The sequence below is a fragment of the Streptomyces sp. NPDC088157 genome (assembly GCF_044741545.1).
GTDB lineage: Bacteria > Actinomycetota > Actinomycetes > Streptomycetales > Streptomycetaceae > Streptomyces.
In genome coordinates this window covers 204,033-229,176 of record NZ_JBIUSU010000012.1, presented here as the reverse complement: position 1 = coordinate 229,176, position 25,144 = coordinate 204,033, and the positions used below count along the sequence as shown (strand labels likewise).

The 25,144-nt window shown below is 68.7% G+C and carries 22 protein-coding genes and 1 tRNA gene; 11 read left to right on the top strand and 12 right to left on the bottom strand.

All coding sequences use genetic code 11. The annotated features are described in order from the left end of the window. Window positions 1-36 precede the first annotated feature (36 nt). The 9 genes from ACIPFH_RS38320 to ACIPFH_RS38280 all read left to right on the top strand — a co-directional run bounded on the left by ACIPFH_RS38320 (window position 37) and on the right by ACIPFH_RS38280 (window position 7,588). Complete coding sequence (locus tag ACIPFH_RS38320) at window positions 37-1,245, top strand: hypothetical protein (protein ID WP_401833967.1); 1,209 nt, start codon at window positions 37-39, stop codon at window positions 1,243-1,245. A gap of 14 nt (window positions 1,246-1,259) precedes the next feature. Then, window positions 1,260-2,447, top strand: coding sequence for a hypothetical protein (locus tag ACIPFH_RS38315; protein ID WP_401833966.1), 1,188 nt, complete (start codon window positions 1,260-1,262; stop codon window positions 2,445-2,447). Window positions 2,448-2,490: 43 nt separating this feature from the next. After that, on the top strand, window positions 2,491-3,591 hold the full coding sequence (locus ACIPFH_RS38310) for a hypothetical protein (RefSeq protein WP_401833964.1): 1,101 nt from the start codon (window positions 2,491-2,493) through the stop codon (window positions 3,589-3,591). Further along, complete coding sequence (locus ACIPFH_RS38305) at window positions 3,588-4,733, top strand: hypothetical protein (RefSeq protein ID WP_401833962.1); 1,146 nt, start codon at window positions 3,588-3,590, stop codon at window positions 4,731-4,733. Before ACIPFH_RS38310 ends, ACIPFH_RS38305 begins: the two co-directional genes overlap by 4 nt. Next, window positions 4,733-5,473: a hypothetical protein gene (locus tag ACIPFH_RS38300; protein WP_401833960.1), complete on the top strand. Its 741-nt coding sequence runs from the start codon at window positions 4,733-4,735 to the stop codon at window positions 5,471-5,473. Before ACIPFH_RS38305 ends, ACIPFH_RS38300 begins: the two co-directional genes overlap by 1 nt. A 29-nt stretch (window positions 5,474-5,502) precedes the next feature. Next, window positions 5,503-6,057 (top strand): ATP-binding protein, encoded by a 555-nt coding sequence (locus ACIPFH_RS38295; RefSeq protein ID WP_401833958.1) that lies wholly within the window; start codon window positions 5,503-5,505, stop codon window positions 6,055-6,057. A 110-nt stretch (window positions 6,058-6,167) separates the two neighbouring features. After that, on the top strand, window positions 6,168-7,055 hold the full coding sequence (locus ACIPFH_RS38290) for a peptidoglycan-binding protein (protein WP_401833957.1): 888 nt from the start codon (window positions 6,168-6,170) through the stop codon (window positions 7,053-7,055). A gap of 15 nt (window positions 7,056-7,070) precedes the next feature. Next, window positions 7,071-7,331 carry a hypothetical protein gene (locus ACIPFH_RS38285; protein ID WP_401833956.1) on the top strand — a complete coding sequence of 87 codons (261 nt, stop codon included), beginning with the start codon at window positions 7,071-7,073 and terminating at the stop codon, window positions 7,329-7,331. Continuing rightward, entirely contained in the window at window positions 7,328-7,588 is a 261-nt protein-coding gene (locus tag ACIPFH_RS38280; protein ID WP_054238759.1) for a hypothetical protein, read from the top strand. The genes ACIPFH_RS38285 and ACIPFH_RS38280 overlap by 4 nt, the downstream gene beginning before the upstream one ends. A 78-nt stretch (window positions 7,589-7,666) precedes the next feature. Here the strand turns inward: ACIPFH_RS38280 and ACIPFH_RS38275 are convergent, their stop codons facing one another. The 11 genes from ACIPFH_RS38275 to ACIPFH_RS38225 all read right to left on the bottom strand — a co-directional run bounded on the left by ACIPFH_RS38275 (window position 7,667) and on the right by ACIPFH_RS38225 (window position 21,876). After that, window positions 7,667-11,566, bottom strand: coding sequence for a DNA-directed RNA polymerase subunit beta' (locus ACIPFH_RS38275; protein WP_356253226.1), 3,900 nt, complete (start codon window positions 11,564-11,566; stop codon window positions 7,667-7,669). Between the two features lie 97 nt (window positions 11,567-11,663). Beyond that, complete coding sequence (rpoB, locus tag ACIPFH_RS38270) at window positions 11,664-15,149, bottom strand: DNA-directed RNA polymerase subunit beta (protein ID WP_401833954.1); 3,486 nt, start codon at window positions 15,147-15,149, stop codon at window positions 11,664-11,666. A 556-nt stretch (window positions 15,150-15,705) separates the two neighbouring features. Beyond that, a complete protein-coding gene (gene rplL, locus ACIPFH_RS38265; RefSeq protein ID WP_401833953.1) occupies window positions 15,706-16,089 on the bottom strand; it encodes a 50S ribosomal protein L7/L12 in 384 nt (127 codons plus the stop codon). A gap of 111 nt (window positions 16,090-16,200) precedes the next feature. Further along, window positions 16,201-16,731: a 50S ribosomal protein L10 gene (gene rplJ, locus ACIPFH_RS38260; protein ID WP_307164887.1), complete on the bottom strand. Its 531-nt coding sequence runs from the start codon at window positions 16,729-16,731 to the stop codon at window positions 16,201-16,203. 300 nt (window positions 16,732-17,031) lie between these two features. Next, window positions 17,032-17,853 (bottom strand): hypothetical protein, encoded by an 822-nt coding sequence (locus ACIPFH_RS38255; RefSeq protein WP_401833950.1) that lies wholly within the window; start codon window positions 17,851-17,853, stop codon window positions 17,032-17,034. A 105-nt stretch (window positions 17,854-17,958) separates the two neighbouring features. Then, a complete protein-coding gene (locus ACIPFH_RS38250; RefSeq protein ID WP_401833948.1) occupies window positions 17,959-18,876 on the bottom strand; it encodes a hypothetical protein in 918 nt (305 codons plus the stop codon). Between the two features lie 147 nt (window positions 18,877-19,023). After that, complete coding sequence (gene rplA, locus ACIPFH_RS38245) at window positions 19,024-19,749, bottom strand: 50S ribosomal protein L1 (protein WP_171398899.1); 726 nt, start codon at window positions 19,747-19,749, stop codon at window positions 19,024-19,026. Between the two features lie 86 nt (window positions 19,750-19,835). Further along, window positions 19,836-20,270, bottom strand: coding sequence for a 50S ribosomal protein L11 (rplK, locus tag ACIPFH_RS38240; RefSeq protein WP_006383482.1), 435 nt, complete (start codon window positions 20,268-20,270; stop codon window positions 19,836-19,838). A 191-nt stretch (window positions 20,271-20,461) separates the two neighbouring features. Beyond that, on the bottom strand, window positions 20,462-21,322 hold the full coding sequence (gene nusG, locus ACIPFH_RS38235) for a transcription termination/antitermination protein NusG (RefSeq protein ID WP_401833945.1): 861 nt from the start codon (window positions 21,320-21,322) through the stop codon (window positions 20,462-20,464). Between the two features lie 80 nt (window positions 21,323-21,402). After that, the gene (gene secE / locus ACIPFH_RS38230; RefSeq protein WP_020132677.1) at window positions 21,403-21,690 is read right to left on the bottom strand and encodes a preprotein translocase subunit SecE; all 288 of its coding nucleotides are present in this window, start codon (window positions 21,688-21,690) and stop codon (window positions 21,403-21,405) included. A gap of 113 nt (window positions 21,691-21,803) precedes the next feature. Beyond that, a tRNA-Trp gene (locus tag ACIPFH_RS38225) sits at window positions 21,804-21,876 on the bottom strand. Between the two features lie 218 nt (window positions 21,877-22,094). Here ACIPFH_RS38225 and ACIPFH_RS38220 point away from each other — a divergent pair. Further along, window positions 22,095-23,321 carry a pyridoxal phosphate-dependent aminotransferase gene (locus ACIPFH_RS38220; RefSeq protein ID WP_401833943.1) on the top strand — a complete coding sequence of 409 codons (1,227 nt, stop codon included), beginning with the start codon at window positions 22,095-22,097 and terminating at the stop codon, window positions 23,319-23,321. Between the two features lie 170 nt (window positions 23,322-23,491). Beyond that, window positions 23,492-24,523 (top strand): adenosine deaminase, encoded by a 1,032-nt coding sequence (locus ACIPFH_RS38215; protein WP_356253201.1) that lies wholly within the window; start codon window positions 23,492-23,494, stop codon window positions 24,521-24,523. 4 nt (window positions 24,524-24,527) lie between these two features. Here the strand turns inward: ACIPFH_RS38215 and ACIPFH_RS38210 are convergent, their stop codons facing one another. Continuing rightward, complete coding sequence (locus ACIPFH_RS38210; RefSeq protein ID WP_401833941.1) at window positions 24,528-25,115, bottom strand: TetR/AcrR family transcriptional regulator; 588 nt, start codon at window positions 25,113-25,115, stop codon at window positions 24,528-24,530. Window positions 25,116-25,144: the final 29 nt, after the last annotated feature.

The following is a 25,144-nucleotide window of genomic DNA, read 5'->3' as shown; positions in this document are numbered from 1 at the left end:
TCCGGAGTTCCCTCCGAAGACCACAGGAGACAGCAGATGAACCTGCGCAGCTCATGGGTGGCCGAGACCGGCCAGACCCGCGAGGACACCCGGCTGACCCAACTCGGCGCGACCACCCCGGCCAACCCGCTGGACGTCCGCTCCGGCATCCTGCCCGGCTCCTACGACGGCCAGTACCGCCTCTCCGGCTTCTGGATGGAGGGCGGCGCGGGCACCATGACCGCCACCGTCCACGAGGGCCGGGCCGTCATCCAGGCAGACAGCAACCAGGGCGCCTACCCGGTCGCCCTGGCCGAGCCGATCACCCTCACCTTCGCCGACGGCGACGCCTCCAACCCCCGGATCGACCTCGTCGTCCTGAAGATCTACGACGACCTGTACGACGACTCGGGCTTCACCAAGGCCTCGGTCGAGATCATCAAAGGCACCCCCGGCGCCACCCCCGCCGTGCCCGCCGTGCCGGGCATCGGGCTGCCGATCTACCAGGTCAGGGTCCCCGCAGGGAGCAGCGCCGGCAACGGCGGCGTCAACTGGAACGGCGCCATCGACCTGCGGACGCCCACCGTCGCGGTCGGCGGCATCCTGCCGGCGGTCGGCGAGAGCGGCAACGGCGCCTACCCCGGCCAGTACCGGGACTCCGGCGGCGCCCTCCAGCGCTGGGACGGCTCCGCATGGGTCGGCTACCCGAGCGCCCTGGGCGGCATCGCCCCCGCCGGGACGGTGACCACGGCCAGCTACACCGGGCAGTACCGGGACAGCTCCGACGGGACCCTGCAGCGCTGGGACGGCTCGGCCTGGGTCTCGTACCAGCGGGTCCCCACCTGGACCAACTACACGCCCGTCTGGTACTCGTCCGTGGGTCCCGCGCCCGTGGTCGGCAACGGAAGCCTCAACGGCAGGTACGTCAAGACCGGAAACCTCGTCCACGTCCGCGTACGGCTGGCCATGGGCACGACGACCAACCTCGCCGCGCTGGACGCCACGGGCGCCTGGTCCCTCTCCATGCCGTTCCTCCCGGCATCGGGCTGGATGACCGACATCCTGCTGAACGTCGTCGGCTTCAGCAGCAACGGCTTCCGGTTCTTCCAGGGCGCCGCCCAGCTGGGGACGGCCAACGGCGGCGTGGCCACGAGGCTGACCGTCGCCTCGGGCACGGCCGCGGCGAGCTGGACCAAGTCGGTGCCCTACACCTGGCAGGCCGGCGACGTCCTGTCGATCTGGGGCTCCTACGAGTCCGCCTCCTGACGAAAGGACACGCGATGACCGTACGTTCCGCCTGGCTGTCACCCGACGGCCAGACCCGGGAGGACACCCGGGTCACCCAGATCGGGGCGGTCACCCCGGTCACCGACATCAAGGGACGCTCCGGTGTCCTGCCCGGCTCCGAGAACGGCCTGTACCGGGTCACCGGACTCTGGCTGAACGGCACCGCCGGCGGCATGACCGCCACCGTCGGGGTGGGCCGGGCCGTCGTCCAGACGTCCGTCGCCCGCGGCGCCTATCCGGTCGCCGTCACCGAACCGGTCCCGCTCACCTTCGCCGCCGGCGATCCCCTGTTCGGCCGCGTCGACCTCGTCGTCCTGCGGATCTACGACGACGACTACGACGGCTTCGACCGCGCCGAGGCCGTCGTCGAGATCGTCCCCGGCACCCCGGCCGCCACGCCGGTCGCCCCCGCGGCCCCGGACGCCTCCCTCGTCCTGTTCAGCGTCGCGGTGGCCAAGAACGCCGGCGCCGGCAGCGGCGGCATCGACTGGGACAACGCCCGTATCGACCTGCGCCCCACCACCGTCCCGGTCGGCGGCATCCTGCCGACCCGCTCGGACGACACCGCGCCCGGCGGCTACCCCGGCCACTACCGGGACGTCAACGACACGCTCCAGCGCTGGAGTTCCACGGCCTGGGTGCCCTACCCCAAGGGCGTCGGCGGGGTCGTCCCGGCCGGGGTGCTGACCACCGGCGGCTACACGGGCCAGTACCGCGACTCCTCGCTCGGCCAGCTCCAGCGCTGGAACGGCAGCGCCTGGCTGCCCGCCGTGCCGGGTCCGGCGTTCGCCTCGTCGCTGGACGCCGGGACCACCGCCTCGACGACGTACACCGCCGCCCTGGCCTCCACCGCCGTCACGGCGCTCACGCTCAACTTCACCGCTCCGCCGTCCGGCTCCGTGGTCATCGGCCTGGGCGCCCGGATGTCCTCGGGCGGCGAGACCGCGCAGGCGCACATGTCCCCGCAGGTCACGCTGGGCTCCACGGTGATCTGGGCGGCGGACGACGAGCGGGCCGCGTCCGGTTCGGGCGCCGTGGCCAAGTCGACGTCGACCCAGCTGCGCCTGAACTCCCTCGCCGCCGGCTCCACCTACACCGTCACCGCGATGCACCGGTCCAGCAACGCGAGCTTCACCTGCGCGTTCGACACCATCTTCCTGCGCGTCGACCCGATCGCCTGAACCGGCGTCCCGCTCCCGCACGTTCTCCCGAAAGGAGTCGACCATGCCCGTGCGCTCCGGATGGCTCTCCCCCGACGGCCAGTCCCGTGACGACACCCGCCTCGTCTCGCTCGGCGCCCTGACCCCGACCTCGCCCGTCGCCACCCGCTCCGGTGTCCTGCCGGGCTCCTCCGACGGCGCCTCCCGCATCTCCGGCTTCACGCTCACGGGCACCGCGAACAGCATGTCCGCCACGGTCAGCCCCGGCCGTGCCGTGCTCCAGAGCACCGATGCCAGGGGCGCCTACCCGGTCGCCCTCACCGAGTATTCGCCCGTGACGTTCGCGGACGGCAACGCCCAGCACAACCGCGTCGATCTGCTCGTCCTACGGATCTACGACCAGGCCCACGACGGTTCCGGCCGCACCGAAGCCGTCGTCGAGATCGTCCCGGGCACCCCGGCCGCGGCCCCGACGGCACCGGCGGCGCCCGGCCTGTCGCTTCCGCTGTACGAGGTCACCGTGCCGGCCAACGCGAGCGCGGGCACCGGCGGCATCGCCTGGGCCTCGGCGCTGGCCGGCCGCCGCACCGCCACGGTCGGCGTCGGCGGCATCCTCCCGGTGACGACGGACACCTCCACCGGCGCCTACCCCGGCCAGTACCGTGACCTGGGCGGCCAGCTCCAGCGCTGGAGCGGCACCGCCTGGACCGACTACCCGGTCCTCCCCACCTGGCAGAGCTGGACGCCGACCTGGGTCACCAGCACCGGGGCGGCGCCCCCCGCCTTCGGCAACGCCTCGCTCAGCTGCCGGTACGTCAAGTTCGGCACGACCGTGCACCTGAACTTCGCGATCACGTTCGGCAGCACCACGTCCTTCGGCACCAGCCCCTCCACGAACGACAACTGGCGCTTCGGGCTGCCGGTCGCCGCGGCTTCGACGCGCCTGCTGATCGGCTTCGCCGAGCTCGCCGCCGCCGACGCCGCCAACCGCGCCACGGCACGCCTCCACCTCTCCACCACCACGGCCTTCGAGCTGATCCTCGCCTCGGGCCGGCCCACCGCCACCGCCATCCCCAACACCGGCGGGCTGGACTCGCTCACGCCGTGGACCTGGGCCGCCGGGCACACCATCGTGGGCAACGCCACCTACGAGGCCGCGTCATGACGAACACGAACACGCCGTACCGCGCGATCTTCTGCGATCTGCGCACCGACGACACCATCGACATCCTGCCCCTGCGGGACGTCACCGTCGACGACTACATCGGCAGGGCCGGATCCCTCTCCGGCACCGTCCCCGTCCCCAACCCGGAGATGGCAGCCCGCGTCCGCCGCATCGAGGAGGGCCGCACCGCGGTCTACCTCCAGCGCGGCAACGACCTGTGGTGGGGCGGCATCATCTGGACATCGACCCTGCAGAGCGACGACCGGGGCGTGCTCACCCTCGGCATCCAGGCGGCGACCTTCGAGTCGTACGCGGGCCGCCGCCGTATCCGCCAGGACCTCAGGTTCCCGGGAAGCGACGACCAGCTGGAGGTGGCCCGCCGGCTGTGGCGGCACCTCCAGACCGGCGAGCTCGTGGACGACGGCACGCCTCCCGCGCCGACGGGCGGCGACATCGGCATCACCTACGGGAGCGAGACCTCGGGGCGGCTCCGTTCGGTGTCGTACCGCGACGGCGACGAGACCGTCTACCTGGAGGCGATCGACGCCCTGGCCGCCCTGGAGAACGGCTTCGAGCACTACATCGCCGTGTACCGCGACCCGGTCACCGGCACCCGCGTCCGCCGGCTGCGGCTGGGCAGTCCGAAGATCACCACCGGCAGCACCGACCTGGTGATGGACCGACCCGGCACGATCCTGTCGTACACGTTCCCGCGCGACGCCACCCGCGGCGGGACCACCGCCCGGGCCCGCGGCGCCACCGACAACACCAACCAGGCCGTGGAGTCCCGCCCGCTGTTCGCCGACGCCGACATCCCGGACGGCGAGGCCCTGATCGCAGTCGGCTATCCGCGCGTCGACCTCGCCTCGGACCACAACGACATCGCGAGCACCACGATCCTGCGGTCCCTGGCCAACGCCGAACTCGCCGAGGGCACCGGAGCCGTGGTGATCCCCGAGATCAGCGTCCGGCTCGACGACCTGGTGCCGTCCGCGCTGCTCGGCCGCACCGTCCGCCTCCGGATCACCGACGAGTGGTGGACCGAGGGGCTGGACGCCCGTTACCGGGTCATCGGAGTCAAGGTCAGCCCCGCCCAGCGCGGCCGCCCCGACACCGCCGAGCTCTACCTGGAGGAGGTCTGATGCCCCAGCTCCCCGAAGACATCATCGACCGGCTCACCCAGATGGAACGCCGTATCCAACAGCTGTCCACCGCCGTCAACACCCGTCCCGCCCTCAACACGATCACCGGCGGCGAGGTGGAGATCAAGGACGGCACCCTGAAGGTCACCGACGGCGGCACCTTCCTGGTCCAGCGGCCCGGCAGCACCGACACGATGTTCCGGGTGGGCTCGTGGAAGGACGACGAGTACGGCCTGGAGATCCACCGCCAGACCGGCAGCCTCGCCATGACCCTGTTCAACGGGGACGGCAGCGCCGGTTCGCTCCAGCCGCTACGGATCTACGACAGCGGCGACCGCGAGATCATCTCCGACGACGTCAACAGCGGCGGCCTGGCCCGGCCCTGGCTGGCCATGCTGCCCCCGCAGGACACGGCGCAGGCACGCTGGCCGCAGACCGCCTCGACGTCCTGGGCGACGATCGCGATGTCGTACAACCCGGTCTGGCAGCCGAAGATGCGGCTGCGGCTGAGCACCGCGGCCGGCTCCGGCGCGACCGGTCAGGTCCGGGTGCTGGTGAACAGCGCCCAGTGGGGGCCGACGGTCGCCGCGGGCACCGAGTTCGACTACACGGACCTGATCAGCACCACCTTCTCCGCCGTGTACACCACCGCGGTCAAGGTCGAGATCCAGGCGATCGTCACCTCCACCTCCGGCACCGTCTACGCCAACCCGGTCCTCATGCACGGCCGTCAGAGCTGACCCCGACTTCTCAGGAAGGCAGCGCGCCCATGGACATCGACCCCACCCAGCCCTGGGGCCTCGCGATCGACTACGCGGGCCGGGCCACCCTCACCGAGAGCGGCCACACGATCCACGTCAACGTCTCCGACACCAGCCTCAGCTCGGTCATCGGTCCCGACTCGATCAGCGGGACCTACTCGCCGGTCAACGTCACCGCCCAGTTCACCGAGACCGGTGAGGGCGGCGCCGTACTGCGCGGCACCGGGCGCGTCACGATCATGCCGGTCGGCACGGACCCGGTCGTCCCCGACCGGACGGCCGTCCAGCGAGCGGTCGCCGAGGCCCTGACCGACTTCGCGACCAACGCGGCGGCCTACGTCGCCCTGTGCGCCCAGTGGCAGCCGGACGACGGCGCCGGGGACGGCGACGGCACCACCCCGGCCCCCGGGACCGAACCGGACCCGGACCCGGACACCGAGGCCGATCCCGAGACCGCCGCCGACGCGGCCGCCCAGACAGGCACCGACGCCGGCACCGCCACCGAGGCCGACGCCGGCACCAGCACCAGCACCAGCACCGACGGCGACCCCGCCATGATCTGAGGCCACCGCGCCGACAGAGGAACAGCCCCGCCACCACCCCCGCCACCCCGAGCCGCTCCCCGCCGGCCGGGGTTTTCTCATGCCCGAACACTCCCCAGGGAGGCACCACCATGGCCAACCCCCTCTCCGCCGACGCCCTCGTGTCCGCATTGCGGGCCGAGGGCGTCACCGTCGTCGAGCACTCCGGCTGGCGCACCAACAACCGCAACCACAAGGGAAGCTGGGGCCCGGTCAACGGCGTGATCGTCCACCACACCGTCACCTCCGGCACCAGCAACAGCGTGAACCTGTGCTTCGACGGCCACTCCGCGCTGCCCGGCCCCCTCTGCCACGGCGTGATCGCCAAGGACGGCACGGTCCACCTGGTCGGCAACGGCCGTGCCAACCACGCGGGAAGCGGGGACGGCGACGTCCTGAGGGCCGTCATCGCCGAGAAGGCCCTGCCCGCGCCGAACGAGAACGACACCGACGGCAACGTCCACTTCTACGGCTTCGAGTGCGTCAACCTCGGCGACGGCAAGGATCCCTGGCCGGACGTCCAGCTGGAGGCCATGGTCCGCGCCTCCGCCGCGCTGTGCCGAGCACACGGCTGGTCGGCCGCCTCCGTGATCGGCCACAAGGAGTGGACCAGCACGAAGATCGACCCGCGTGGCATCGCGATGGCCGACTTCCGGGCCAGGGTCACGACCCGGCTGGGCAAGCAGACGACCCCCACCCCCGGCACCGGCACCGGCACCGGCAAGCCGAAGTACCAGCCCTTCCCGGGCGCCGCCTGGTTCAGGAACAGCCCGAAGTCGGCGATCGTCACCGCGCTGGGCAGGCGCCTGGTCGCCGTCGGCTGCTCCGCCTACACCTCCGGCCCCGGCCCGCAGTGGACCGAGGCCGACCGTCTCTCCTACGCCAAGTGGCAGCGCAAGCTCGGCTACACCGGCGCCGACGCCGACGGCTGGCCGGGCGCCAGGTCCTGGGCCGCGCTGAAGGTTCCGTACAGCTCCTGAGAATCGAGGCTCCCGATGTCAGAGGCCGCCAAGCGCACCCTCCGTACCGTTCTCCAGACCGCTGTCGGCCTGTGCGTCCTGCTGCCGACGGTCGTCGACGCCGCCGGCGTCCCCGGCACCCTGCCCTGGGTCGCCGCGGCGCTCACCGCCGCCGCGGGCGTGACCAGGGTCATGGCCCTGCCCGTCGTGCAGACCCTGCTGCCCTCATGGCTGCGCACGGACACCGCGGCCGACGCAAGAGCCGGCGAAGGGCACAGCGAAAAGAGCGACGCGTGAACGAACCCTTCTCCGACCCGGCCGCCGTGGCCCTGGAACTGGAGCGGCTGCGCGGCACCGTCGAGGCCGGCTTCGCCCGCGTCGACGGCTCGCTCGCCCTGCTGGTCCAGCGCAGCGACCAGACCGACAAGCAGATAGCCGACCACGAACAGCGCCTCGACGCCCTGGAACGCTCCCGCTGGCCGCTCGCCAGCATCGGCGCCCTGGCCGCCCTGGCGACGGTGGCCGTCACCGCCTGGGAGCTGACCGGCCGCTAGACCTGTCCCGGACAAGCCGAAGGGCGGCCACCCCGTACGCAACGGGGTGACCGCCCTTCAGCACTTCAGACGTACGCCTTACTGGTTGTACGGACCGTAGTCGTAGTCCTCCAGCGGAACGGCCTGGCCGGAGCCGGTGCCGAACGGCGAGTAGTCGATGTCGTCGTAGCCGACGGCCGAGTACATCGCGGCCTTGGCCTCCTCGGTCGGCTCGACCCGGATGTTGCGGTAGCGGGACAGACCCGTACCGGCCGGGATGAGCTTACCGATGATGACGTTCTCCTTGAGGCCGATCAGGGAGTCGGACTTGGCGTTGATCGCCGCGTCCGTCAGCACCCTGGTCGTCTCCTGGAAGGACGCCGCCGACAGCCAGGACTCCGTGGCCAGCGAGGCCTTGGTGATACCCATGAGCTGCGGACGACCGGAGGCCGGGTGACCGCCCTCCTGCACCACACGACGGTTCTCGACCTCGAACTTCGAGCGCTCGACGAGCTCGCCGGGCAGCAGCTCGGCGTCGCCGGACTCGATGATCGTCACCCGGCGCAGCATCTGCCGGATGATGATCTCGATGTGCTTGTCGTGGATCGACACACCCTGCGAGTTGTACACCTTCTGGACCTCGCCGACCAGGTGGACCTGGACGGCACGCTGACCCAGGATGCGCAGCACGTCGTGCGGGTTGGTGGCACCCACGGTGAGCTTCTGGCCCACCTCGACGTGCTCGCCCTCGCTGACCAGGAGACGGGCGCGCTTCGAGATCGGGAACGCCGTCTCGTCGCTGCCGTCGTCCGGCGTGATGACGATCTTCTTGGTCTTCTCGGTCTCCTCGATCCGCACGCGGCCCTGGGCCTCGGAGATCGGGGCGACACCCTTCGGGGTACGGGCCTCGAAGAGCTCGACGACACGCGGCAGACCCTGGGTGATGTCGTCACCGGCCACACCACCGGTGTGGAAGGTACGCATCGTCAGCTGGGTACCGGGCTCACCGATGGACTGTGCGGCGATGATGCCGACCGCCTCACCGATGTCGACCAGCTTGCCGGTGGCCAGCGAGCGGCCGTAGCACATGGCGCAGGTGCCGACCTGGGACTCACAGGTCAGGATCGAACGGGTCTTGACCTCCTCGACACCGTGGCGCACGAGCTGGTCGATGAGCACGTCGCCCAGGTCCACGTTGGCCGGCGCGATCACCTTGCCGTCGATGACGACGTCCTCGGCGAGCATGCGGGCGTAGACGCTGGTCTCGACGTCCTCGGCCTTGCGCAGCACGCCGGCCTCGTCGTGCGAGGCGATCCGCAGCTTCAGACCGCGCTCGGTGCCGCAGTCCTCCTCGCGGATGATGACGTCCTGCGACACGTCCACCAGACGACGGGTCAGGTAACCCGAGTCGGCGGTACGCAGGGCGGTGTCGGCCAGACCCTTACGGGCACCGTGCGTCGAGATGAAGTACTCGAGGACGGACAGGCCCTCACGGAACGAGGCCTTGATCGGACGCGGGATGGTCTCGTTCTTCGCGTTCGACACCAGACCACGCATACCGGCGATCTGCCGCATCTGCATCATGTTTCCTCGGGCACCCGAGTCAACCATCATGAAGATGGGGTTCGTCTTGGGGAAGTTCGCGTTCATCGCCTCGGCGACCTCGTTGGTCGCCTTGGTCCAGATCGCGATGAGCTCCTGCGTGCGCTCTTCCTTGGTGATCAGACCACGCTCGTACTGCTTCTGAACCTTCTCGTCCTGCGCCTCGTAGCCCGCGACGATGGCCTTCTTCGCCTCGGGGACGACGACGTCGGAGATGGCCACGGTGACACCGGAACGGGTGCCCCAGTAGAAGCCGGCCGCCTTCAGGTTGTCGAGCGTCGCCGCCACGATGACCTTGGGGTAGCGCTCCGCGAGGTCGTTGACGATCTCACCGAGCTGCTTCTTGCCCACCGAGTAGTCGACGAACGGGTAGTCCTCGGGCAGCAGCTCGTTGAAGAGCGCGCGGCCCAGGGTCGTCCGCAGGCGGAAGGTGTCACCCTGCTGCCACTCCGGCTCACCCTCTTCGCGGGCCGGCGGGGTCCAGCCGCGCGGCGGGATGGTGCCCACCGGGAAGCGGATGTCGATCGCCGACTGCAGCGCGAGCTCACCGGCGTCGAACGCCATGACCGCCTCGGCCGAGGAGCCGAACGCGCGGCCCTCGCCCTTGGTGTCACGCAGCTCGCCGTCGGTGGTGAGGAAGAACAGACCGAGGACCATGTCCTGGGTCGGCATCGTCACCGGACGGCCGTCGGCGGGCTTCAGGATGTTGTTCGAGGACAGCATCAGGATGCGGGCCTCGGCCTGCGCCTCCGCGGAGAGCGGCAGGTGGACGGCCATCTGGTCACCGTCGAAGTCCGCGTTGAACGCGGTGCAGACGAGCGGGTGGATCTGGATGGCCTTGCCCTCGACCAGCTGCGGCTCGAAGGCCTGGATGCCGAGGCGGTGCAGGGTGGGCGCACGGTTCAGCAGAACCGGGTGCTCGGCGATGACCTCTTCGAGGACGTCGTAGACGACCGTGCGGCCGCGCTCCACCATGCGCTTCGCGCTCTTGATGTTCTGCGCGTGGTTCAGGTCGACCAGGCGCTTCATCACGAACGGCTTGAAGAGCTCCAGCGCCATCGCCTTCGGCAGACCGCACTGGTGCAGCTTCAGCTGCGGACCGACGACGATCACGGAACGCGCGGAGTAGTCCACACGCTTGCCGAGCAGGTTCTGACGGAATCGACCCTGCTTGCCCTTCAGCATGTCGCTGAGGGACTTCAGCGGGCGGTTACCGGGACCGGTGACCGGGCGACCACGACGACCGTTGTCGAACAGCGCGTCGACGGCCTCCTGGAGCATGCGCTTCTCGTTGTTCACGATGATCTCGGGCGCACCGAGGTCGAGAAGGCGCTTCAGGCGGTTGTTCCGGTTGATCACACGGCGGTACAGGTCGTTCAGGTCGGAGGTCGCGAAGCGGCCACCGTCCAGCTGCACCATCGGGCGAAGGTCCGGCGGGATGACCGGCACGCAGTCCAGCACCATGCCCTTGGGGCTGTTGCTGGTCTGCAGGAACGCGGAGACGACCTTCAGGCGCTTGAGCGCACGGGTCTTCTTCTGGCCCTTGCCGGTGCGGATGATCTCGCGGAGGCGCTCGGCCTCCTCGTCGAGGTCGAAGGACTCCAGGCGCTTCTGCAGCGCCGCGGCACCCATCGAACCGTCGAAGTACGTGCCGAAGCGGTCACGCAGCTCGCGGTAGAGCAGCTCGTCGCCCTCGAGGTCCTGGACCTTGAGGTTCTTGAAGCGGGCCCACACCTCGTCGAGACGGTCGATCTCGCGCTGGGCGCGGTCGCGCAGCTGCTTCATCTCGCGCTCGGCGCCTTCGCGCACCTTGCGGCGCACGTCGGCCTTGGCGCCCTCGGCCTCGAGCTCGGCCAGGTCGGTCTCGAGCTTCTTGGCGCGGGCCTCGAGGTCGGCGTCGCGACGGTTCTCGATCTGCTGACGCTCGACGGAGACGTGCGCCTCCAGCGAGGGCAGGTCACGCGTACGGCGCTCGTCGTCGACGTACGTGATCATGTACGCCGCGAAGTAGATGACCTTCTCGAGGTCCTTGGGAGCCAGGTCGAGCAGGTAGCCCAGACGGCTCGGGACACCCTTGAAGTACCAGATGTGCGTCACGGGGGCGGCGAGCTCGATGTGGCCCATCCGCTCACGACGCACCTTGGCGCGGGTCACCTCGACGCCGCAGCGCTCACAGATGATGCCCTTGAAGCGGACACGCTTGTACTTGCCGCAGTAGCACTCCCAGTCCCGGGTCGGACCGAAGATCTTCTCGCAGAAGAGTCCGTCCTTTTCGGGCTTGAGCGTGCGGTAGTTGATGGTCTCGGGCTTCTTGACCTCGCCGTGGCTCCACTGACGGATGTCGTCAGCGGTAGCCAGACCGATCCGGAGCTCGTCGAAGAAGTTGACGTCGAGCACTATGCGTCAATCCCTCTCAGGGTTGTAAGTCTTGGGGTCTGATACGGGGGTCCCGGGGCCGGCAGGGCTCAACGTCGTGAGCCCTGCCGAACTCCCGTCAGACCTCTTCGACGCTGCTCGGCTCACGCCGGGACAGGTCGATGCCGAGCTCCTCCGCAGCGCGGAAGACATCCTCGTCGGTGTCACGCATCTCGATGGACATACCGTCACTGGACAGCACCTCCACGTTCAGGCAGAGAGACTGCATCTCCTTGATGAGCACCTTGAAGGACTCGGGGATACCAGGCTCGGGGATGTTCTCGCCCTTGACGATGGCCTCGTAGACCTTCACGCGGCCGGTGACGTCGTCGGACTTGATCGTCAGCAGCTCCTGGAGGGCGTACGCGGCGCCATAAGCCTCCAGCGCCCACACCTCCATCTCGCCGAAACGCTGACCGCCGAACTGCGCCTTACCACCCAGCGGCTGCTGGGTGATCATCGAGTACGGACCGGTCGAACGGGCGTGCAGCTTGTCGTCGACCAGGTGGTGCAGCTTCAGGATGTACATGTAGCCGACCGAGATCGGCTCCGGGAACGGCTCACCGCTACGGCCGTCGAACATCCGCGCCTTACCGGTCGGGAGCACCATGCGCTCGCCGTCGCGGTTCGGGATGGTGTGGTTCAGCAGACCCGCGAGCTCGTCCTCACGCGCACCGTCGAAGACGGGGGTGGCGACATTGGTACCCGGGGCGACCTGGTCGGCGCCGATGAGCTGGAGGCGCTTCGCCCAGTCCTCGCCGAGACCGGAGACGTCCCAGCCGCGGCTGGCGAGCCAGCCGAGGTGGATCTCCAGCACCTGTCCCGGGTTCATTCGGGACGGCACACCCAGCGGGTTGAGGATGATGTCGACCGGGGTCCCGTCCTCGAGGAACGGCATGTCCTCGATGGGCAGGATCTTGGAGATGACACCCTTGTTGCCGTGGCGGCCGGCGAGCTTGTCACCGTCCGTGATCTTGCGCTTCTGCGCCACGTAGACGCGAACCAGCTGGTTCACGCCCGGCGGCAGCTCGTCGCCCTCTTCACGGTCGAAGACGCGGACGCCGATGACCTTGCCGATCTCGCCGTGCGGCACCTTCAGCGAGGTGTCACGGACCTCACGGGCCTTCTCACCGAAGATCGCGCGCAGCAGGCGCTCCTCCGGGGTCAGCTCGGTCTCACCCTTGGGCGTGACCTTGCCGACGAGGATGTCACCGGCGACGACCTCGGCACCGATACGGATGATGCCGCGCTCGTCGAGGTCGGCGAGGACCTCCTCGGAGACGTTCGGGATGTCCCGGGTGATCTCCTCGGGGCCGAGCTTGGTGTCACGGGCGTCGACCTCGTGCTCCTCGATGTGGATCGAGGAGAGGACGTCGTCCTGCACGAGGCGCTGCGACAGGATGATCGCGTCCTCGTAGTTGTGACCCTCCCACGGCATGAACGCCACGAGCAGGTTCTTGCCCAGGGCCATCTCGCCGTTCTCGGTGGCCGGGCCGTCGGCGAGGACCTGACCGGTGATGATCCGGTCGCCCTCGTTGACGATGACCTTCTGGTTGACCGAGGTGCCCTGGTTGGACCGGGAGAACTTGGCCAGGCGGTACGTGATGTACGTGCCGTCGTCGTTGGTCGTGGTGATGTAGTCCGCGGAGACCTCCTGGACCACACCGTCCTTCTCGGCCCTGACCACGTCGCCGGCGTCGACGGCGGAGCGGTACTCCATGCCGGTGCCGACGAGCGGGGCCTCGCTCTTGATGAGCGGCACGGCCTGACGCATCATGTTCGCGCCCATGAGGGCACGGTTGGCGTCGTCGTGCTCGAGGAACGGGATCATGGCGGTCGCGACCGACACCATCTGGCGCGGCGAGACGTCCATGTAGTCCACGTCGTCACCGGGGACGTAGTCGACCTCGCCGCCACGGCGGCGGACCAGGACGCGGTTCTCGGTGAAGCGCAGGTCGTCGTCGAGCGTGGCGTTGGCCTGCGCGATGACGAAGCGGTCCTCTTCGTCGGCCGTCAGGTAGTCGACCTCGTCGGTGACGACACCGTCGGTGACCCGGCGGTACGGCGTCTCCACGAAGCCGAACGCGTTGACGCGGCCGTAGGAGGCGAGCGAACCGATCAGACCGATGTTCGGGCCTTCGGGCGTCTCGATCGGGCACATGCGTCCGTAGTGGGACGGGTGCACGTCACGGACCTCGAAGCCGGCCCGCTCACGGGACAGACCACCCGGGCCGAGGGCGTTGAGACGACGCTTGTGCGTCAGACCCGACAGCGGGTTGTTCTGGTCCATGAACTGCGACAGCTGGCTGGTGCCGAAGAACTCCTTGATGGAGGCGACGACCGGCCGGATGTTGATCAGGGTCTGCGGCGTGATCGCCTCGACGTCCTGGGTCGTCATGCGCTCGCGCACGACGCGCTCCATACGAGCCAGACCCGTACGGACCTGGTTCTGGATGAGCTCGCCGACGCTGCGGATACGACGGTTGCCGAAGTGGTCGATGTCGTCGGTCTCGACCATGATCGAGCGACCGGACTCGCCGACCGTCTCGGTCTCCCCGGCGTGCAGCTTCACCAGGTACTTGATGGTCGCGATGACGTCCTCGACGGTCAGGACGCCGGCGTTGAGCGGGGCCTCGCCGCCGAGCTTCTTGTTCACCTTGTAGCGGCCGACCTTGGCGAGGTCGTAGCGCTTGGGGTTGAAGTAGAGGTTCTCGAGCAGCGTCTGCGCGGCCTCACGGGTCGGCGGCTCGCCCGGACGCAGCTTGCGGTAGATGTCCAGCAGCGCGTCGTCCTGGCCCTGGGTGTGGTCCTTCTCCAGGGTGGCGCGCATCGACTCGTACTCGCCGAACTCCTCGAGGATCTGCTCGGTGGTCCAGCCGAGCGCCTTCAGGAGGACGGTGACGGACTGCTTGCGCTTGCGGTCGATACGCACACCGACCATGTCGCGCTTGTCGATCTCGAGCTCCAGCCAGGCACCCCGGGAGGGGATGACCTTGGCGGAGAAGATGTCCTTGTCGGACGTCTTGTCGATGGAGGAGTCGAAGTAGACACCCGGCGAACGGACCAGCTGCGACACCACGACACGCTCGGTGCCGTTGATGACGAAGGTGCCCTTGTTGGTCATGAGCGGGAAGTCGCCCATGAAGACCGTCTGGGACTTGATCTCGCCGGTCTCGTTGTTGGTGAACTCGGCCGTCACGAAGAGCGGGGCCGCGTACGTGAAGTCGCGGTCCTTGCACTCGTCGATGCTGTTCTTCGGAGGCTCGAAACGGTGGTCGCGGAAGGTCAGCGACATCGACCCGGAGAAGTCCTCGATCGGAGAGATCTCCTCGAAGATCTCCTCCAGACCGGACTTGGTGGGGACGTCCTGACCGGACTCGAGAGCGGCCTCGACGCGACCCTTCCAGGCTTCGTTGCCGAGCAGCCAGTCAAAGCTCTCGGTTTGCAGCGCGAGAAGGTTCGGAACCTCGAGGGGCTCCCTGATCTTTGCAAAGGAGATGCGCAGCGGGGCGGTGCTGGCGGCGTTGTTCGTATTCGAGATCGAGGCGTTGCGCGAGGCGGCCAAGAGGGGGTCCTTCCGAGGGCTCGGACTCACTACGCGCGTACCGGCCCCTCTCCTGCGCGCAGAGACAGAAATCCCAGGTGAGGGATTGTCTGGTCGTCCGGCTCAAGTGAGGGCATGCCCCTGGTGACGGGCAGGGAACAGCTAACAGGCAGCGCAAAGGGTCAGTGTAGCCACTTGGCACACTGATGTCCAGTGCGGGTTTCTCGAGACCCTCGTAGTTCTCAACGCCCTCGTCTGCTAGCCCTCAACGCACGGTGATACTGCCCTCTTCGCCGTCGATCCATGCCTCGGATACGGATCCTTGTGACGACGCGTCCTGAGAATTGCGCGCTGCGTGCGGTTCGTCAAGGCCCCCCCGCGTGAACCACGACGCTCGGAGACACGATGAAGATCACCATACCCCCCGGTCAAGCGGGTGCAAGGTAACCGTGGCCGCGCTTCCAGGAACGCCGAAGAGCGACCACCCAGATGGATGATCGCTCTTCGGTGCGTGAGCGTTACAGCCCCGGAGGGACTGATTCAGCCTTCGCTTCCGGTCGTCGCCGACCGGAGGGTGTTACTTGACCTCGACGGAGGCGCCGGCGGCCTTGAGGGACTCGGCAGCCTTCTCGGCGGCCTCCTTGGCGACCTTCTCGAGGACGGGCTTCGGGGCGCCGTCGACGAGGTCCTTGGCCTCCTTCAGACCCAGGGAGGTCAGCTCACGCACGACCTTGATGACCTGGATCTTCTTCTCGCCGGCGCCGGTGAGGACGACGTCGAACTCGTCCTGCTCCTCGGCAACCTCAGCGGCGGCCGTCGGGCCGACGGGGGCAGCGGCGACCGCGGCGGCGGCGGTGACGTCGAACTTCTCCTCGAACGCCTTCACGAACTCGGAGAGCTCGATGAGGGTGAGGTTCTCGAACTGCGCGAGCAGCTCTTCCTGGGACAGCTTCGTCGCCATGGTGGGCGATCCTTCCATTCAATTCGGCAGGTGCCGGATGTACATGTCGGCGGGCGTACGTTCGGCCCGCGTCGACCGTCGCGTCAGGCGGCGGTCAAAGTGCGAGCCGAATTACTCGGCACCGCCCTGCTCGGCCAGCTTGACGCGAAGCGCCTCCGCGGTGCGGACGAACTTCGACGGAAGCGCCTGGAAGAGCGAGGCAGCCTGGGACTGCTTGCCCTTCATGGCGCCCGCCAGCTTGGCGAGCAGAACCTCGCGGGACTCGAGGTCCGCAAGCTTCTTGATCTCGTCGGCGGACAGCGCCTTGCCGTCAAGGACACCGCCCTTGATGACGAGGTTCGGGTTGTCCTTGGCGAAGTCACGAAGACCCTTCGCCGACGTCACCGGGTCACCAGTGATGAAGGCAACCGCCGTCGGACCGTTGAACAGGTCGTCGAGCGTCGAGATCCCGGCCTCGTTGGCCGCGATCTTGGTCAGCGTGTTCTTCACCACGGCGTACTGGGCGTCGTCACCGAGCGAACGACGCAGCGTCTTGAGCTGCGCCACGGTGAGACCCCGGTACTCGGTCAGCACAGCGGCGTTCGAGCTGCGGAACTGGTCCGCGAGCTCGGCTACCGCGGCAGCCTTGTCGGGCCTTGCCATAGAGCGTCGGCCTCCTTCCGGGTGATGAGGACCGCTCAGAAGGGGCTGGGACAAACGAAACGCCCCGGCGCAGGCGCACGGGGCGTAAGCTCGACCGAACGAATTCCGTGGAAGGATTTCGGTCCGGGAGCGTATCCACTGACACCTGCGCGGGTCGTCCGCATTGCAGCGGATCCTTCGGCCACCGCCCCCTCTTGCGAGAGCACGGCAACGACCAGCGGTCTTTGGCTTCTCGTGGAGAGTACGTGAACGGGTCGCCGTCAAGCAAATCCGCCCGTACGGGGACCGCGCGGGCAGGCCTCAGCCCCGGTCCTTCTTCAGCTCCCGGGCCATGTCCAGGGTGTCCGAGGCGGGCGGCGCCTGCAGGGTCACGGGCTTGCCGAAGTCGAGGAACGTGATGGTGAGGTCGAGCTCCCCGTGCCGTCCGAAGCCCTGCACCCGCAGCTGCCGCGTACGGTCCTCGGCGTCGGTCCACAGGTCCATGGTGAGTTCGTCCACACCCTGCTTCTCGTACTGCGCGAGGCTCTTCTCGGTCCGCTGCCGGACGCTCTTGTCCTCGTCCTGGTAGGCGGCGCGGATGTCGTCGACGGTGGCCGTGCCGGTGTAGCGGGTGGTGCGGACGCCGCCGACGGTCTCGGAGCCGGCCTTCTTCAGGTCGTCGGCCGCGGCGAGGAAGCCGCCCTCGTGAGAGGGGTTGTCCCGGACCCGGTCCACCATCGTGCCGGTGTCCACCTTGATCCCGCTGGGGGTGTCGGAGCTGCCCGGCGCCCCGAACCTGATCCAGTGCTTGCCGTCCTCGCCCGCCTCGTCGCTGCCCACGTACAGCACCCCGCCGACCAGCCGGAACTCACCCGTGCCCTTGTCGGGCCCGCTGAGCACGGTGGACTTCAGACTCATGGCCGGCGGCTCGATGCCGATCGCGGCCTCGGCCTTGATACGGCCCTCCTCCGGCGTCCGGCCGGTCATCCGGTAGCGCAGGGACACCGGCTGCTCCGCCTTCTCCGCGGCCCGGGTGACGGCCGTCGCGGCGGCCGAGTCACCCCCGCCCCCGGTACCGCCCGCCGCCGCGCAACCGGCGACGAGCAGCGCGGACAGCCCGAGTACACCCACACGGACACCCACGGCAGACCTCATCCGACTTCCCCCAGAACCCGATACAGCGAACACACGGTCGATTCACAGCAAGACCGTGAAGGTATCCCAGGGGATCGGGAGAGGTCCCGTGAATTACGAGCCGGTGCCCGCCCCCTGCTGCTTCACCAGCTCCGAGAAGTCCGCCGTGTCGCTCGCCGGAGGCACCTGGGCGGAGACCTCGGTGCCGTAGTCGCTGTAGTACGCGGTCTGGGTGTAGGCGCCCGCCGTGGTCTCGCCCTGCTCGACCTTCTTGACCAGAAGGTCCCGGTCGTCGACCCAGATGTCGACGGTCTCGGTGGTGACGCCGGCCTGCTCCAGCGTCTTCCTGAGGTCGTCGAGCTGGCTCTGGCTGAGGCCGGAGTTCTTCTCGGCGAGGTCGGCCACCTCGACCGTCCCCGAATAGTGCGTGGCCCGCCGGCCCCGCACCTTCTCCTCGCCGACCTCCCGCACGTCCCCGGAGGCCAGCAGCAGCTTCACCGACTGGTTCGGGGTGGTGTTCTGCATCTGGTCCTTCAGATACGCGCCGGAGCTGCCGCCGAGGCTCTCCAGGTCGTCGTACGCGTACTTGATCCAGTGCCTGCCGCCGGCCTGCTCCGCGAAGGTGTCGCCCATCCTGGCGTAATAGGCGTCGGGCAGGTAGCGGGCCTCCATCGACGTGGTGCCCATCTGACGCATCGTGTCGGCCATGGTGCCGCCGGTGTACGTGATGGTGAGCGTCCCGGTGAGCCCGTCCTCCCAGCCGAGAGCGCCGTCCGCGGTCATCGACATCACGGAGCCCATGGTCGTGGAGGACTCCACCTTCGCGGAGTCGGCGCCGTCGGTGGACTTCTCGGCGGTGCGCAGGGCCGCGACCGGGCTGAGCCGGGGACTGCCGTCCCCACTCTTCTCGGAGCCGCCGGAACCGCCGGAACCATCGGAACCGCCGGAGCCACCGCCACAGGCCGTCACGCCCGTCAGCAGAGCCGCTGCGGCGACCGAGAGGCCCGCACGGCGCAGGGTCATGCGCTTCATTCGTCCCACCCCCATGGATTCCTGTCACTGAAAGCTAACGCACAGCACTGACAGTCGTACGAAAAAAGAGCCGTACGGCAAAAGGGACGAGCCCCGCACCTCGAAAGGTTGCGGGGCTCGTCACCGACTGAGGGTGAGCTGTGGGGCTCAGACCGCGGCCGGGTCCTCCTCGACGAGAAGGTTGCGGGTGCGGTTCGGGTCCACCAGGATGCCGGGGCCGATCGTGGAGCTGATCGCGGCCTTCTTGATGTAGCGACCCTTGGCGGCGGACGGCTTCAGACGGAGGATCTCCTCCAGGGCCGCGCCGTAGTTCTCCACCAGCTTGGTGTCGTCGAAGGACACCTTGCCGATGATGAAGTGCAGGTTCGAGTGCTTGTCGACGCGGAACTCGATCTTGCCGCCCTTGATCTCCGTGACGGCCTTGGCCACGTCGGGGGTGACCGTGCCGGTCTTCGGGTTCGGCATCAGACCACGCGGACCGAGCACACGGCCGAGGCGGCCGACCTTGCCCATGAGGTCCGGGGTGGCGACGACGGCGTCGAAGTCCAGACGGCCCTTCGCGACCTCGTCGATCAGTTCGTCGGAGCCGACGATGTCGGCGCCCGCGGCCTCCGCGGCCGCAGCACGGTCACCGGTCGCGAAGACCAGGACCCGGGCGGTCTTGCCGGTGCCGTGCGGCAGGTTCACGGTGCCACGGACCATCTGGTCGGCCTTGCGCGGGTCGACACCCAGGCGGAAGGCGACCTCGACGGTGCCGTCGTACTTGCTCGTGGAGGTCTCCTTGGCGAGACGGACGGCCTCGAGCGGGGCGTAGAGCTTCTCCCGGTCGACCTTGGCGTCCGCAGCGCGGAGGGACTTGCTGCGCTTGCTCACTACTGCTCCTGATGTGTTCTGAGGAGTCGTGGTACGGGCCGAGCAGGCCCTGCCACGGTGCTACGAAGGTGCTACGGGGCTGGTGATCAGCCCTCGACCGTGATGCCCATGGAGCGGGCGGTGCCGGCGATGATCTTCGACGCGGCGTCCAGGTCGTTGGCGTTCAGGTCGGGAAGCTTGGTCGTGGCGATCTCGCGGACCTGCGCCTGGGTGATCTTGGCGACCTTGGTCTTGTGCGGCTCGCCCGAGCCCTTCTCGACACCAGCGGCCTTGAGGATCATCTTCGCGGCCGGCGGCGTCTTGGTGATGAAGGTGAAGGAGCGGTCCTCGTAGACCGTGATCTCCACCGGGATCACCCAGCCACGCTGCGACTCGGTCGCGGCGTTGTAGGCCTTGCAGAACTCCATGATGTTGACGCCGTGCTGGCCGAGCGCGGGGCCGACCGGCGGGGCCGGGTTGGCCGCACCAGCGTTGATCTGGAGCTTGATGAGCCCCGTGACCTTCTTCTTCTTGGGAGGCATTGCTCTCTCCGGGTCCTAGTGAGAGTTTTCAGCCCCGGTCCGGATGATCCGGATGGAGGCATACCGCACAACGATAACGGGTATCTGTGCGCGGCCAAAAACCGAGCAGGTCAGACCGTCCCCCGCAAGCGGGAGGTACCCCCAGCGAGGGCGTGGTCTGACCTGATCGGAGGCTTGTGCTCCAGAGGAGGCTAGTTCTTCTGGATCTGGTCGAAGCTCAGCTCGACCGGGGTCTCGCGGCCGAAGATCTCGACGAGGCCCTTGACCTTCTTCGAGTCGGCGTTGATCTCGTTGATCGTGGCCTGGAGCGTGGCGAACGGACCGTCGGTGACGGTGACCGAGTCGCCCACCTCGAAGTCCAGCACCTGGACCTCGACCTTGCGGGCCGGAGCCGGCTTGCCCTCGGCCTCGGCGGCCTCACGCGCGGCCTTCTCCTCGGCCTCCGGAGCGAGCATCTTGACGATCTCGTCCAGGGTCAGCGGGTACGGGTCGTACGCGTTGCCCACGAAGCCGGTGACGCCGGGGGTGTTACGGACGACGCCCCAGGACTCGTTCGTCAGGTCCATGCGCACCAGCACGTAGCCGGGGAGCTTGTTCTGACGGATGGTCTTGCGGTCGCCGTTCTTGATCTGGACGACCTCTTCCTGCGGCACCTCGGCCGCGAAGATGTAGTCCTCGACGTTCAGCGAGACGGCGCGCTGCTCCAGGTTGGTCTTCACGCGGTTCTCGTAGCCGGCGTACGTGTGGATGACGTACCACTCGCCGGGGAGGGTGCGCAGCTCCTCGCGCAGGGCGACGACGGGGTCGACGGGCTCGGCCGGCTCTTCTTCCTCGGCCTCGTCGACGACGTCCTCGTTCTCGACGTCCTCGTTCTCGACGTCCTCGTCGGCTTCCTCGTCCTCGACGTGGAGTGCGGCTTCCTCCGCGGGTTCGCCCGCTTCGGCCTCGGCAGCCTCGAACTCGTCCACCTCGTCCGCGCCCTCGACGATGTCGAGCTCGTCGTCCACGGACTCTTCCGGCTCGATGGCGTCGTTCAGGTTCTGGTCAGACACGGTGGCTGCTTCTTCCTGGATACATAGGGGTGGAACATGCGAAAGGGGCGCCGGATACCTCGGCGCCCTTCGCTCTAGGCTCAGCCAAAGACGTACTTGGCGGCGTGGCTGAGTCCATAGTCAATCACGGTCACCAGGCCGATCATGATGACGACGAAGACGATCACCACGGTCGTGTACGTCGTCAGCTGGTTCCGCGTCGGCCATACGACCTTGCGGAGCTCCGCAACGATCTGCCGATAGAAGAGCGCGAGACGCTTCAGCGGGCCCTTCTTGGCGCGCTTACCGCCCTTGCGGGTCTTCTTCTGCGCCTCAGGCACCTCGTCCTGGGCATCAGGCGTGTCGATGGAGCCCACGGCATCCGCCATTCGTCCTCACCTGTTCCCGGGTCGTGGCCGTGCCGCGCCCGGTCTGAGCCGCACGGCGATGCATTGCTGTACGTACATGCGCTGCGCACACATCCTGGTGACGGAGTGTGTAGCAGGGCCGGAGGGACTTGAACCCCCAACCGCTGGTTTTGGAGACCAGTGCTCTACCAATTGAGCTACGACCCTTTGTGTGTGTTCCCCAACGTACCGCATCCGACCGGGTGCTCGGTGTGCACCTGATGTGGCACAGCTGTTGGAGGCCAACGACGTGTGAGTGTACGTGGTCTTGAGCGCCTCGTCGAACGGAAAGCGACCTTGATCGGAATCACTCTGATGTTCAGTCTGCTGACCAGTACGTGAAACCCGTGTGCCGGGGCGGTTTCCGGTCTGAAACCATGGGGCCCATGAGCGCTGCAATCCCTCCCACCGAGCGCCGGGTCTCCGCCCGCGTCGGCGCGATCTCCGAGTCCGCCACCCTTGCCGTGGACGCCAAGGCCAAGGCACTGAAGGCCGCCGGGCGTCCGGTGATCGGCTTCGGCGCCGGTGAGCCCGACTTCCCGACCCCGGACTATGTCGTCGAGGCGGCCGTCGAGGCCTGCAAGAACCCGAAGTACCACCGCTACACGCCGGCCGGTGGTCTCCCCGAGCTGAAGGCCGCGATCGCCGCGAAGACGCTGCGTGATTCGGGTTACGAGGTGGACGCCTCGCAGATCCTGGTCACCAACGGCGGCAAGCAGGCGATCTACAACGCGTTCGCCGCGATCCTCGACCCGGGCGACGAGGTCATCGTCCCGGCGCCGTACTGGACGACGTACCCGGAGTCCATCCGGCTGGCCGGTGGCGTCCCGGTGGAGGTCGTGGCCGACGAGACGACCGGTTACCGGGTCTCGGTCGAGCAGCTGGAGGCGGCCCGCACGGCGAACACGAAGGTCGTGCTCTTCGTCTCCCCGTCCAACCCGACCGGCGCCGTCTACAGCGCCGAGGACGCCGAGGCGATCGGCCGCTGGGCCGTCGAGCACGGCCTGTGGGTGATGACGGACGAGATCTACGAGCACCTCGTCTACGGCGACGCGGAGTTCACCTCGCTGCCGGGGATCCTGCCCGAGCTGCGCGACAAGTGCGTGGTCGTCAACGGCGTCGCCAAGACGTATGCGATGACCGGCTGGCGGGTGGGCTGGATCATCGGCCCGAAGGACGTCGTCAAGGCCGCGACGAACCTGCAGTCGCACGCCACCTCTAACGTCTCCAACGTGGCGCAGGTCGCCGCGCTGGCCGCCGTCGCCGGTGACCTGTCGGCCGTCGAGAAGATGCGCGAGGCGTTCGACCGCCGCCGCAAGACCATGGTGCGGATGCTCAACGAGATCGACGGCGTGTTCTGCCCGGAGCCCGAGGGCGCGTTCTACGCGTACCCCTCGGTGAAGGGGCTGCTCGGCAAGGAGATCCGCGGCAAGCGCCCGCAGGACTCGGTCGAGCTGGCCGCGCTCATCCTGGAGGAGGCCGAGGTCGCGGTCGTCCCGGGTGAGGCCTTCGGAACCCCCGGCTACCTGCGTCTGTCGTACGCGCTGGGCGACGAGGACCTCGTCGAGGGCGTGAGCCGCATCCAGAAGCTGCTGGCGGAGGCCAGGGACTGACGTCCACGTCCTCACGCGCGCGTGCGGGCCGTTTCCCTCGCGGGAGGCGGCCCGCTTCTTCGTGTCCGCGGGTATGCGGTGCCCCTACTCCGTTCGTGTCTGAGTGCGAGCAAGACCACTATCGGGGAAAGCGGTACCGGGACGACCGGAATGTGCGGCAGGATCCTTGAATGGAGCGTGTACGTGATGTCTCTGAGCTGCCGAAAGCCCATCTGCACCTGCACTTCACCGGGTCGATGCGGGCAACCACCGTGCTGGAACTGGCCGACAAGTACGGCGTGCGCCTGCCGGAGGCGCTCATCGAGGCGCTGACCAGCGGGGAGCCACCGAAGCTGAGGGCCACGGACGAACGGGGCTGGTTCCGCTTCCAACGCCTGTACGACGCGGCACGGTCGTGCGTGCGGGAGCCGGAGGACATCCAGCGGCTGGTGCGGGAGGCCGCCGAGGAGGACCTGCGGGACGGCTCGGGCTGGCTGGAGATCCAGGTGGACCCGACGTCGTACGCGCCTCGGCTGGGCGGGCTGATCCCGGCGCTGGAGATCATCCTCGACGCGGTGGAGACGGCCTCGCGCGACACCGGGCTCGGCATGCGGGTACTGGTCGCGGCGAACCGGATGAAGCACCCGCTGGACGCTCGCACCCTGGCCCGGCTGGCCGTGCGGTACGCGGACCGCGGAGTGGTCGGTTTCGGGCTGTCGAACGACGAACGCCGGGGCATGGCAAGGGACTTCGACCGGGCCTTCGCGATCGCGCGGGAGGGTGGGCTGCTGTCCGCCCCGCACGGCGGCGAGCTGACGGGCCCTTCCTCCGTCCGCGACTGCCTGGACGACCTGGACGCGACCCGGCTGGGCCACGGCGTACGGGCGGCCGAGGACCCCCGGCTGCTGAAGAGGCTCGCCGAGCGGGGCGTGACCTGCGAAGTGTGCCCGGCCTCGAACGTGGCACTGGGGGTGTACGAGAAGCCGGAGGACGTTCCGCTGCGGACGCTCTTCGAGGCGGGGGTGCCGATGGCGCTGGGCGCCGACGACCCGCTGCTGTTCGGCTCGCGCCTGGCGGCCCAGTACGACATCGCCCGCCGCCACCACGCCTTCACGGACGAGGAGTTGGCGGAGCTGGCCCGGCAGTCGGTACGGGGCTCGGCGGCACCGGAGGACGTCAGGGCGAAGCTGCTGGCGGGCGTGGACGACTGGCTGGCGTCCTGAGCCCTCAGCCCGCGATGCCCGCCAGAAGGGTGCGCGACAGGCGGGCGGCGAAGTCGTCCACCTCCGGCCGCTCCGCCGCCGCGTCGTAGGCGAACGCCCGCTGCGCGCAGGCTCCCATCAGCAGCGATGCCGCGGCGGACGCGTCCGTGTCCTGCCGGACCCGGCCCACTCCCTGCTCGGCCCGCAGATAGGCCGCGAGCTGCTCGATCGGCACGTGGGGGCCCACGCCCAGGTCCCGCATGGCCTCGTCGTGCCGCCGCTTGAGCTGGGTCTCGGCGTACAGGGAGGCGGCGATGGGGAAGCTCTGCTCGTAGAAGAGGGCGGCCTGGCGGGCGATCTCCGTGAGGTTCCCTTCCAGCGTGCCCCGGCCCGGCTCGGCCGCCAGGCTGCTCAGCAGTGGGGTCAGACGGGGCAGCCGTTCCGCGAGGACACGGATGAACAGCTCCTCCTTGCTCGCGAAGTACTTGTAGAGCGCCGCCTCGGAACAGCCGGCGGCCTTCGCGATCTCCTTGGTGGTGGCGCGGGACAGTCCAACGGTGAGCATCAGCTCGTGCGCGGCGTCGAGGATGCGGACGCGGGCCGGTCGATCCATGCGGGGTCCCCTCTTGACGGGTGGGTGAA

Bases quoted from the DNA above. Each gene is read 5' to 3' on its own strand.
- ACIPFH_RS38215 (WP_356253201.1), top strand. From the start codon at position 23,492: ATGGAGCGTGTACGTGATGTCTCTGAGCTGCCGAAAGCCCATCTGCAC.
- rplL (WP_401833953.1), bottom strand. From the start codon at position 16,089: ATGGCGACGAAGCTGTCCCAGGAAGAGCTGCTCGCGCAGTTCGAGAAC.
- ACIPFH_RS38315 (WP_401833966.1), top strand. From the start codon at position 1,260: ATGACCGTACGTTCCGCCTGGCTGTCACCCGACGGCCAGACCCGGGAG.
- rplK (WP_006383482.1), bottom strand. From the start codon at position 20,270: ATGCCTCCCAAGAAGAAGAAGGTCACGGGGCTCATCAAGCTCCAGATC.
- ACIPFH_RS38305 (WP_401833962.1), top strand. From the start codon at position 3,588: ATGACGAACACGAACACGCCGTACCGCGCGATCTTCTGCGATCTGCGC.
- ACIPFH_RS38210 (WP_401833941.1), bottom strand. From the start codon at position 25,115: ATGGATCGACCGGCCCGCGTCCGCATCCTCGACGCCGCGCACGAGCTG.
- ACIPFH_RS38250 (WP_401833948.1), bottom strand. From the start codon at position 18,876: ATGAAGCGCATGACCCTGCGCCGTGCGGGCCTCTCGGTCGCCGCAGCG.
- ACIPFH_RS38320 (WP_401833967.1), top strand. From the start codon at position 37: ATGAACCTGCGCAGCTCATGGGTGGCCGAGACCGGCCAGACCCGCGAG.
- ACIPFH_RS38290 (WP_401833957.1), top strand. From the start codon at position 6,168: ATGGCCAACCCCCTCTCCGCCGACGCCCTCGTGTCCGCATTGCGGGCC.
- secE (WP_020132677.1), bottom strand. From the start codon at position 21,690: ATGGCGGATGCCGTGGGCTCCATCGACACGCCTGATGCCCAGGACGAG.
- ACIPFH_RS38295 (WP_401833958.1), top strand. From the start codon at position 5,503: ATGGACATCGACCCCACCCAGCCCTGGGGCCTCGCGATCGACTACGCG.
- ACIPFH_RS38300 (WP_401833960.1), top strand. From the start codon at position 4,733: ATGCCCCAGCTCCCCGAAGACATCATCGACCGGCTCACCCAGATGGAA.
- ACIPFH_RS38310 (WP_401833964.1), top strand. From the start codon at position 2,491: ATGCCCGTGCGCTCCGGATGGCTCTCCCCCGACGGCCAGTCCCGTGAC.
- ACIPFH_RS38220 (WP_401833943.1), top strand. From the start codon at position 22,095: ATGAGCGCTGCAATCCCTCCCACCGAGCGCCGGGTCTCCGCCCGCGTC.
- rplJ (WP_307164887.1), bottom strand. From the start codon at position 16,731: ATGGCAAGGCCCGACAAGGCTGCCGCGGTAGCCGAGCTCGCGGACCAG.
- ACIPFH_RS38285 (WP_401833956.1), top strand. From the start codon at position 7,071: ATGTCAGAGGCCGCCAAGCGCACCCTCCGTACCGTTCTCCAGACCGCT.